This window comes from Phreatobacter oligotrophus, from assembly GCF_003046185.1.
Taxonomy (GTDB): Bacteria; Pseudomonadota; Alphaproteobacteria; order Rhizobiales; family Phreatobacteraceae; genus Phreatobacter; species Phreatobacter oligotrophus.
This window is the reverse complement of record NZ_PZZL01000034.1, coordinates 1-10,029: the sequence shown is the minus strand read 5'-3', so window position 1 is coordinate 10,029 and position 10,029 is coordinate 1. Positions and strand designations below refer to the sequence as shown.

General features: G+C 56.8%; 8 protein-coding genes. All 8 read right to left on the bottom strand.

Going from position 1 to position 10,029, the window contains the following annotated elements; translation table 11 throughout:
• Positions 1-139: 139 nt before the first annotated feature.
• On the bottom strand, positions 140-916 hold the full coding sequence (locus C8P69_RS22835; RefSeq protein WP_108179739.1) for an ABC transporter permease: 777 nt from the start codon (positions 914-916) through the stop codon (positions 140-142).
• Positions 917-923: 7 nt separating this feature from the next.
• Positions 924-2,117 (bottom strand): KpsE/RkpR family capsule polysaccharide export protein, encoded by a 1,194-nt coding sequence (locus tag C8P69_RS22830; RefSeq protein ID WP_146167439.1) that lies wholly within the window; start codon positions 2,115-2,117, stop codon positions 924-926.
• A 510-nt stretch (positions 2,118-2,627) separates the two neighbouring features.
• Entirely contained in the window at positions 2,628-3,629 is a 1,002-nt protein-coding gene (locus C8P69_RS22825; RefSeq protein WP_146167438.1) for a hypothetical protein, read from the bottom strand.
• Positions 3,630-3,680: 51 nt separating this feature from the next.
• The gene (locus tag C8P69_RS22820) at positions 3,681-4,847 is read right to left on the bottom strand and encodes a KpsE/RkpR family capsule polysaccharide export protein (RefSeq protein WP_170118370.1); all 1,167 of its coding nucleotides are present in this window, start codon (positions 4,845-4,847) and stop codon (positions 3,681-3,683) included.
• Between the two features lie 116 nt (positions 4,848-4,963).
• Positions 4,964-5,617 carry an ABC transporter ATP-binding protein gene (locus tag C8P69_RS22815; protein ID WP_108179735.1) on the bottom strand — a complete coding sequence of 218 codons (654 nt, stop codon included), beginning with the start codon at positions 5,615-5,617 and terminating at the stop codon, positions 4,964-4,966.
• 95 nt (positions 5,618-5,712) lie between these two features.
• Positions 5,713-6,576, bottom strand: a complete 864-nt coding sequence (locus C8P69_RS22810) for a class I SAM-dependent methyltransferase (RefSeq protein WP_108179734.1) — start codon at positions 6,574-6,576, stop codon at positions 5,713-5,715.
• A 13-nt stretch (positions 6,577-6,589) separates the two neighbouring features.
• A complete protein-coding gene (locus tag C8P69_RS22805; RefSeq protein ID WP_170118369.1) occupies positions 6,590-8,269 on the bottom strand; it encodes a glycosyltransferase family 2 protein in 1,680 nt (559 codons plus the stop codon).
• 207 nt (positions 8,270-8,476) lie between these two features.
• Positions 8,477-9,538, bottom strand: a complete 1,062-nt coding sequence (locus C8P69_RS22800) for a polysaccharide biosynthesis/export family protein (protein ID WP_245902214.1) — start codon at positions 9,536-9,538, stop codon at positions 8,477-8,479.
• Between the last annotated feature and the right edge of the window lie 491 nt (positions 9,539-10,029).

The following is a 10,029-nucleotide window of genomic DNA, read 5'->3' as shown; positions in this document are numbered from 1 at the left end:
GCTTCATCCCCATCGAGCGCGAATTGGGATAACCCACTCATATCCATGACGCGCTCAACGCCCGGGCGTCGTGGCAGCTTCCGCAGCGGGTCTCCGGCCGAAAGGGAAGCGCCGATGAACCTTCCAGCCCAAGGCGAAGCTACTGTGCCATTCGTCCTCGAAGGCCGCGTTCTAACAGCAGCGCGAAAAACAGCGACCACAAGCACCAGTGCAGGACATAATGCCAATCCGCCCTGTCTTGCGCAAATCCATCGAAGTACGCGGAGCGAAAAATATCAATTATATGGATGATGGGATTTATATAGAGGATATGCAAAAACAATGTAGGCCAGTTATTTGGTACAAAAAATATGCCAGACGCTGTCCAAAGAGCCATAATGAAGAGCATGGAGACAATATTCCATGCAGGAGAAATTTTAGAAAGCCCGGCAAATATAATGCCAAAAGCAAGTCCCAGACAAAAGCTGGCGGCTAAAGCGTAGAATGCATAAAGAGGAAATTCCGGTATAAAGGATAATCCCGCAAACGATAGAGCCGTCGCGATGATAGCAAAGACGATGGCAACGCTAAAAATCTCGACTATCGCTCTTGCGAAGATAATATCCATTACACGGACCGCCGGAAAACTTAGAAGCGGAGTGTTCTGCACCAAACCAAGAACGATAAATCGCAAAGTATACGAGAAGGCCATAAACGGAACGATGCCAGTCGAATACCACACGGCGGCACTTTCACCGTATGGCTGCAAGCGGCCAAATACACCATGCACCGTCAACAGAACAACGATGTGGCTCAATGGCCATCCAATCGAGAGCAAATAGCCCCACGCAGAGCCCAGAAATCGCGACTTCAAATCCCGCAAAATAAGTGCTTGGAGGACATGAATATAATTTCGCACGGCAATCGTAGCGCTCATGACTCAATTATATCCTATGGTCATCCACGGTCGCTAACAAAAGGGTAAGGATTCCCCAGCTAATTAGTACCAACGAGCAGTACATTGCGAGGAGCTGCCACCGCTGAGGGTATTCGGATTCCTGCGGCACGAAGGGCGCCACGAAGGTTGTTACATAGATATTCTGTCTGCTAGCCCGTTGTGCGGCCCTCTGTAATGCTTCCTGAGCCAAAGCCAGCAGCTTCTGCGATAGAATCCGCTGCATCTCCAAGCGCTCATAGTCGACAAGGGCTGCTGCGATCGAGCGGCCCTCGGTAGATTGGCCGGTAAGCGAATTCTTCAATCGATCAACCTGTTGTTGAACCGAGTCGATACTGGTGCGCAGCACCCTTTGACCAGCGGTGTTGTCGGGCGATACACGCTGGAGGACATAGAGCTCGTTTTCCAGTTTGATTTTTTCCCCGAGCAGCTGCAGCAGAAGCGTGTTCGTCATCGTCGCCGAACTGACGGGATCAAGAACACCGGCGCGTTCACGAAAACGCTGAAGGTCGTTCAATGCTTGCTGAGCCACCCCCACTGCACGGGTTACTTCGTTTTCGGCTTTGCTCACCATATCGCGCCGTGCCCGCACCGAGATATCGTTGGCGAGGTTTTCGCTCGCCCAGATTATCGCATTGAGAATTTTCACAGCGTCGTCGGGAGTGAACGCCCGGACGCGAACCGTCACGATACCGGAGGGACCGTCGACAGCCGCAGACACTCGCTTGTTCCAGTACTCGAGAACCTGCTCCTTGGTAGCGCTGGCCGGGAGGCGCTCCCAAAAGTCAGCTGCTGGGTGCTGGTAGGCGGCCTTCACGTCGACCCGCGCAGAGATATCCTCGATGACTTTGTAGCTCTTTATATAAGCAACGATTATGTAGGCATCCTGTCCAACGACCATTGGCATGGTTTGGCTTCGCTGCGACGAGCCTGCCGTGGGCAGATCGACAGGCTGTTCGAAAGCAGCGCCTCGGACGGCGAACTTGCTGACCGCAATGAACTGGTCTGATGCCACAAAAAGGAAATAGCCGAGAAATGCGAGCCATGGCAGCAGCACGCCACCCAGAAACGTTATCGCATGGATCGATATGCGCCTGCGCTTGGTCCCCTCCGCCTCGACCAACCCTGGACCGGCCTGCTGCACGTGCTGCCTTTGAAGCCAGCCAAACAGACGCCGCTTCACAGGCACCCTCTGGCGCGCGTCGGGGGCGACGGTCGCGTCGATAGTAAGAGGAGCCTGACGCTTTGTCCCTGTGGCTGTCATAGCGCTCATTTCGTTTGAGGGCGGATCATGCTTTGGGCCTATCATGGGCCGAAAATGAGGCCAAGACGCAAACTCGGGGACTGGCCGAAGCTTTTGGTCAGTGCAAAGCCTGGGTGGCGCAATTCCCTAGCATTCGCTTGCGCGCCTCCCAAATCCTCTGCGGTCGCAACGCCCGACGGTGGGGCTGCTTCTCCTAGGCACTGAGGGTGTAACAGTGTTGACAGGTCTTGGCCGCACAGCGAGCGCTGGTATTGTCCAACACAGCGCGGATCATTTTTGGACAGGATCCGAACTGCGGCAATGGATGGAAGGCGCGATGGGACCGTCGGCGCGAGTCCAGCCAGCATTGCTCAGGTGCCGGTCTACAGCACCTCCCCACCCGCACCATAACGGATCGGGAGAGCAGTTTTTATAGAGGGGGGTGCATTGCTAAGCGGCCTTCTCGAAGGCGGCCTTGACCGCATCATAGAGTTCGAGGTCCCTTGCCAGAAGACGTTCCGCTCGTCCGCTAGATCGAAGAAGCGCAGCGAGCTCAAGTAGCCCGCCAAATCTCGAGGGCAATGGAATGATCCCGGTTCGCAACCCCAGCAGTTCGGCGATCGTGTCCGCGTAAAGTTCCTCGCGCTCCGCGATTCCAACCACGGCACAACCGGCTAGGAAATCCAGACTCTTTGCCAGGCAGCCGGTCCGAGGCATTTCGAGCGGGGATGAGCACGTCAAAATGCGTGTGGTGGGGTCGGCTAATGCCACCGCAACGTCTTCGGGGACGTGTTTCAGGGCGGCCTTCACCTCTCGTGCGTTCTGAAGGTCGATCGAACTCGCAAATTCGATGGCCGGCTTAAAGAGCATCGCATCGCGCTCGCCGATGATCAGTTCGGGTCTACCCACTTGGTTGATCTTCGAAAGCACCAGCAGACGTTCAGCCAGCACGACATATGGGTCGTTCACAAAGATGATAGGTTTGAAACGGTCTTCAATCCAACCCTCGTAGTTCTGAAAAAGGAAACGTCCACTGAAGAAAAGTGACTCGCAGTCACGGATATGGAAAAACTGTGTAACAGTTTCATGTCCGTGGACCTCAAGGCGAAGCCCACTGTACTGGAATAGCGGGTCTAATTGGACGATCAATGCCCGTGGAGGAAAAAGTTCCGGATAGATCTGGATGATCCGGGCCGAAATGTCGCTGGGCTTAGGTCGACGATAAATCAGCACATCTGTTTCGACATCCCTGATTTCCAAGTCGATTATCTGATTGAGATCGGGGATTCGCTGCTCGTCAAGAGAGAAGCCACACAAACCCGTGGGGTGCCGACCAGCGTCTACTAGGGCCGACCGGATTTCATTCGCTTCCATCACGAGACGCTTTTGCCCCTCGCCGAAAATCGCAGATCGCGCGACGCCGCCGTACCCGTCGGGCACCACGTACCACACAATCTTGTTCCCGCGATCTTGCTCGAGCCCAAAAAGCATCGTGTACGCTGATCAAGCCATGTAATTGCGCGCGAGCGTCGCCGCGCCAACCAGGGCCCCCCAGGCTGCCAAGCAAGCCAAGGTGATGAGAAACGTGAAGAGATAGGGGCGTGGATAGAGTGAATCTTCAGGCAATGATGGCTGCACGAACGCCGTCAGATACATCCGCCTTTGTTCCGAAAGCAGGCGTGCTGCTTCCAAGTTGGCAGTAGCTCCTGCATAGAGGCGCTCAGCTATCTGTTTCTCCATATCCAGCGCCTGGAAGCGCGTCATCATCGTGGAGATCGTAGGATCTGAAGCGGGGTTATTATTGATCAGCCGTCTTTCAAGCTCGGCAATCTGCCCCTGTAGTGCCGAGATGCGCTCAGCCAACACGCGGAGCTGTGGCGAATCCGTCGCAATAAACCGGCTACGGCTTGCGTAATCCTGCTGCATGGCGAGCAACTGGGCACGGCTTTCGGTGATGAGCCGATTGGTTGCCTCAGCCGACCTCGTCGTGTCCAACACCCCCGTGTCCGCACGAGCGCTTTCCAATGCCACCCGGGCAGCCGTCAGGCGCGCCGCGCTTCTTTCCAGCTCATCGCTCGCCGCGCGGATCGCATCTCGAAAGATGCGATCATTTTGTTCATTAATCAGCTCCTCGCTGAGTTGGATCAATTCACGTGCAATTTGATGAGCGTCTTGAGGTGAGAAGGCCCGCACGGAGAGATTGACGATACCGGCAGGCATGGAAATTGACACACCGACTTGCCGCTCCCAGTAGCGTACGAATTTCTCAACTGGTTTCGTGGGGTCAAAGCGGGACCAGAAGTCAATCGATGGGGCCGAGAAGCGGTCGCGGAGCGCGATACGTCTCTCGAGAGCCTCCACCGCCGCCCGAGAAACAATAAAGTTGGTGACGATTTGTGTGTCGCGAATGATAGCTACGCTCGCGATCCCGGTCATTGTGCCGAGATTGTCCAATTGTGGAATCTGCGCGACGTTTACCGAAAAGCGAGCTTCCGAGATGTACTGAGGTGAGGCAACGAAAAAAAGGTAAAGCGATGAGATTATAACTGGGAAGGCGACCAATATGAAAAATGAAACCTGCCGAAACAGCCGGAATACACGCTCGCCCTTTCGACCAGCAAAGCCTCCCGAGCCGTACGAGCTCCTCCGACGAGTGGAAAACCGCGCCATACGCGCTGTTTCCGTGAGAAGCTTGGAGACTCGCTTGGCGCGGTCGACAAGCGCAACAGGGGGGGGGGCACCGGGCGAGGGTTCAATCGTCATAGCGAGCTATCTGGGTGCGCCTGTCACCGGTTCAATCGATTATAGGCCTCGGTTGCCTTGTCGACGTTATCGTACATCAATATCTGCCCATCGACCAACACTGCGGCCTTATCACAGTATTCCTTGATAGTTTCCATCGAGTGAGAAACGACGATTAGGTCTGAGTTTTTTCGCCGGGCTTCGAATGCTTCTTTACAGCGCGCTTGGAAGCGCGCGTCGCCAACCGCAAGAACTTCATCGATCAAGTAACATTCGAACTCGACCGCCATCGAAAGACCGAACGCGACCCGCGCCATCATTCCTGAAGAGTATGTTCGGACAGCGGCGTCCATGTAATCGCCGATTTCCGCAAACTCCTCGACGAAACGAACGACCCTTCGCGGGTCTTCGCCATAGGCGCGCGCCACAAACTTGACGTTCTCCCTCCCCGACATAAGCGGATGCATACCGCCTGCAAACCCCAGCGGCCAGGACACTCTCACTTGTCGGCGCACCTTTCCAGCGTTTGGAAGCTCGATGCCTGCAATGAGGCGCATTGTGGTCGATTTACCAGCTCCATTGACCCCCAGAAGCCCGTACGAATATCCCTTGAGAAAGGTAATCGAGACATGGTCTAGGACGACCCGGGTATGCCGCTCTTGTCGGTAGAACTTGAAGACGTTGTCCAGTGTGATCATTGATCCTGCCACACTGCGTGTAAGGGGCGGCTGGCTGCGGGCGGCTATTCCGGAAGCGGTACCCTTTAGAGGAACATTGTGACAAAAGCACGGTCCTAGGCCGGTCGCTTTGCAAAGATGCAGCAGGCGGGGCCGTAGGTGTGGTCCGTCTGGTCGAAGGATACCTCGATTTCGGACAGCCCCAGCGCTCTGAGCAGGGCGATCAAGCTTTCCTTTTCGATCCAGCGATGGATGTCGTGCATGCCACCGCAGAACGAGGCATTTTGCCAGGCTCCAAGATACGTTCTTGGATAGAGCTTTACTTCCACTCCTGCAGCCAGGACCACTTCCGGTGGACTAATAAATGCTCCTCGGCGCGGGTCGCCCGGCGGCATCGCGACGTCATCGACGTAATGGGTCCACAGGAAGAGACTATCCGTGCGTGCGGCGATTGCGCGCAAGAACCGAATTGGGTCCTGCATATGGTAGAGGACGCCCGACGCGATCACCACATCGTAGCGCTCCGGCCTCTGTTCCAGCCAGAGTTGAGCGTCTCCCAGGTGGAAGCGGGCGATCTTGAGACCCACGATCTCCTTGACGACCAGACAACGCAGAAATGACAGCTTGTTCGCTTCAACTGCATCGAGGAGAACGGGTTGGTGCTGCTCCAGCATGTAGGTGTGCCAAGCCTCCAGCGGGCCGACCTCGAGGACACGCTTGCCAGCCACGCCTCCAGCTTTCTCGATAGCCCAGTGTATCCTTGGATCATTGTAGAGTGCCATTGAGCCGGCGGAGACGCCGTATTGGGCTGGAAAGGCCTGATTCCATCCTTTCAGGATATCGATGGCATTCTGCGGGCCGGGGTAGGTCGTAACATACTCGTCCAGACCGTGCTTCTGGTCTTTCGAGTCCGGTGCGGGAGCGCTGCCGACCCGGCCGCGAAGAGCCGCGACCAATCGGGACGTCCAGTTGCTGACCATTTGCGCCAAGTTCCTACCTTGCGAGAGCCATGTCGTTCGCCCGTCCATTGGCGGACCCGCCGATCGCGTTGGTCCGCGGAGAAGGGAGTGCGGCACGCCTGCGGAGTGTCGGATATGACCTATCGGTCGTATACCATGGGTTACAGGCAGGATCCTCGAATCCCACTGTTCCATGATGACGATCAAGGTTTGCCTTTTCCCGCTCAAAGCGCTCCCGGTTCTCGGGCGTTTCGTCGCTGCCGCGGCTTGCAGACTCGTGATGGGTCAGAGTTGCAAAAGGCGTCCATAGGATCCGATAACCGCGCTTGCGAAGGCGCATGCAGTAGTCGACATCATTGTAGGCAATCTTGAAATCCTGTTCGTCGAAGCCGCCGACTTCGCTCCATGGACCTCTTTTCGTGAGTAAGCATGCGCCGGTGACAGCCGACAGGGACTGGCGTACCGCCAATCGTCCCATAGGTCCCGGGAATTGGCCGGGTTGATCGAGGTACCAATGGCCCGCATAATTCCCAAAACCGACAATCACCCCCGCATGCTGTATGTTGCCAGACGGATACAATAGTTTGGCTCCAACCGCGCCGACGTTACCGTAATCGAAGCAGGAGACCATCTCTTTGAGCCAGTCATAGTGGATAATCTCAACGTCATTGTTCAAAAGAAGCAGGAAGTCGCTGCGCGTGTTGCTTACGCCGCGATTTACCGCCCTCGCAAAATTGAAATTTTCCTTCTTGATATGGATAGACACGTTGGAGTGTAGGCTGGTTAGCTCCCGATAGAAGTCGAGCGTCTCGGGATTGTCGGACCCGTTGTCAATGATCGAGATTTCAAGGGTTGGATAGTCCGTCTTGTCCAAAAGTCCTCCGACGACCTGGCGGATCAGCTTCGGTGCGTTGAAGTTCGGGATAATCACAGAAATGCTCGGCCAGGTCCGGTGTGCGGCCTGGAAGGCGAGTCTGTGGAGGTCCGGGATCACGCTTGATGAACCGACAGCCACTCCTCCATAGGCGTCGCTTACCGCCCGCCTCGCCGCCTCGGTCGCTTTCTGCAGATTGTTGACGCTGTATGAGCGACCATCTCGGCGCCACAGATAGGCAGGGTAGGGGACATGATAGACGGTATCGTCCGGAGTATCTGTGAGGTATCTCAAAAGCAGATCATAATCCTGAGAGCCGTCTGTACCAGCTCTTAGCCTCAGTCGCTTTGCATGCTGCGAGCGATACACCGAAAGGTGATTTATGTAATTGACCCCACTGAGCAGAACACGATCAAAGGCAGGCTTGAGGAAGAGATCCTCTGCTGCCAGATCCGACCCGGTTACAACCTCATCGGTATAGAAAAAATTTCCGTCCGGATGTTTTTCAATCGCCGCGCGGATCACCGCCAGCGCATGGGGCGCGAGTGCATCGTCGTGGTCAAGAAAAGTGACCCACTCGCCCTTTGAGCGGTCCATGCCAAGGTTGGTCGCCCCGACGATCCCCTGGTTTTCACTCATGCGATGGACGGCAACTCCCGGTGCGGACAGGCAGTCCAAGAAGGCCTTGCACTCTTGATGGGTGGATCCATCGTCGACCAGCAAAAGCTCGGCAAAATCCGCTTGCTGCAGAAGAAAGGAATCAACGAGATCGCGAAGGTACCGCTTCGGGGTGTTATAAACCGGCGTGATGACCGAGATCAGTGGCCGATCACGGTCCACCCACGCGGGCAGTCGGTCGTGCAGCTCTGCTGCTAGGCGCCAAGCTTGATTGGTGACATCCGTGACGGTCCGACGATAGATCCGGTGAGCCCTGCGTTGTAGAAGGGCGCCCCTAGCCCGGTTCCAAAGCGCTCTCAAAGGCATCGGAGGTATCCGCATCGGCCCTTGGCACTGTGGTCCTGTCGCCATGCCATGAAAGAGCCCGATCTATCGTAGTGCGGCACCGACGGCTGCGCCCTGAATGACAGGTGTCGTGAGGGTGTTGATCAGGCTGAAGACCTTCTGAACCTCCGTCATCGGCGCATTGGCGACGTAGACGATGTCCTTATCCTGCATGACGAACGCACGAGCGGCAAACATCGATGCAGGATCCCTCAAATTGAGGCGATAAGCCACTGGAACAAACGGCCCGGGGAGATCGAGAGGGCGGGGGGCCACAAGACGACGGACCAGATCGACCGGCTCAAATCGGAGAACGAAGATCCCCTCCGGATCCGCGCGGAAATCCGTCAACCCACCGGCTCGCCCGATCGCTTCCTCGAGCGACAGTTTGATCTGACCGAAGGGCACCACAGCATTTTGTCCCGTGGCACCGATCGCCGTGAATGTCAGGGGTGCCCGAACCAGCGTGATGACATCGCCGGCCCGAACGTAAATGTTCTCAGCCGGTCGCTCCAGAACCACTGGCATCGGAACGGCGACAGAGCGACCGCCCCGAATAAGATTGATGAAGGTCTCGTGGACAGGGGCGCGCGCCCCGCCTGCGATGGCGATGACGTCGAGAAGACGCTGGCCTCGCACATTGACGGGAACGACGGCGCCATTCACGACCTCGCCAGTTACCGTAACTGTATTGGACGCGTTGCGGGTGATGGTGACCAGAACCTGAGGCTCGATCGCTCTTCCCCGCAGGCTTTCGGTGATCCGCGCTTCGACCTGGGCAGGCCTGAGACCTTGCACGCGGATACGGCCGGCATAAGGGACCGTGACCGAACCATCCCGTGCGACCACCTGTTCCGGAATCACTGCGGTTCGCGACCCGGGCCCCATGCGCTCGATGACAGGCGACGAGAACAGTCCCCCGCTTGCGGCTTCCCAGATCGTCACTGAAATTGAATCGCCGACGCCAATCACCTGATCCGGCGAGGGTCGATTGTCGCCAAAGCTGCCCCGGAATGAGATTGCAGGTCGAGAGGTCAGAATGGAGAGGGCGTTGGGTTCAATCTCCACGACGACAAACTGGCCGGCAGCCTGCGCCTGCGGGCTCATGACCTCTTCGCGGCGCGGTCCAGCCCCCGGGATGCTGCTGCACCCCACAAGGCCGAGCGCTACGCCAGCGAGAAGCGTCCGCCGGGTCAGGACCATGACCCTTCCGGAGGTGGTCGAGCTAGCCTGCATGCGCATTACCGCAATCATTCCATCCATCAGTCTGCCATGGTTTACACGCTTGGTCAGCGTGGCGATACCCTACCGCTGCGTTGCCCGCAGCCCGTTGCAGCGATGCAACATGGGATCCCGCAACGGGCGGCCACGATGCATATCAGCGGGCTGGTCCAGCGTTCGTTGCGTTCGCATGAATGTGAGGGCGAGAGGTGAAATCCTGATGAAACCGCGATGGACAGACCGCTTCCTGGTTGATGGCTTATGGATAATGGCCTTCTGCCTGGTCGTCCCATGGACTCTCTCTCATGCTCAGGAGATACGGCGCATTGCGCCAGATCGCTTCCCCGAAATGCGGCTGGGTCAGGGACTGCAGCAGG

Bases quoted from the DNA above. Each gene is read 5' to 3' on its own strand.
- C8P69_RS22835 (WP_108179739.1), bottom strand. From the start codon at position 916: ATGAGCGCTACGATTGCCGTGCGAAATTATATTCATGTCCTCCAAGCA.
- C8P69_RS22810 (WP_108179734.1), bottom strand. From the start codon at position 6,576: ATGGTCAGCAACTGGACGTCCCGATTGGTCGCGGCTCTTCGCGGCCGG.
- C8P69_RS22815 (WP_108179735.1), bottom strand. From the start codon at position 5,617: ATGATCACACTGGACAACGTCTTCAAGTTCTACCGACAAGAGCGGCAT.
- C8P69_RS22800 (WP_245902214.1), bottom strand. From the start codon at position 9,538: ATGAGCCCGCAGGCGCAGGCTGCCGGCCAGTTTGTCGTCGTGGAGATT.
- C8P69_RS22820 (WP_170118370.1), bottom strand. From the start codon at position 4,847: ATGGCGCGGTTTTCCACTCGTCGGAGGAGCTCGTACGGCTCGGGAGGC.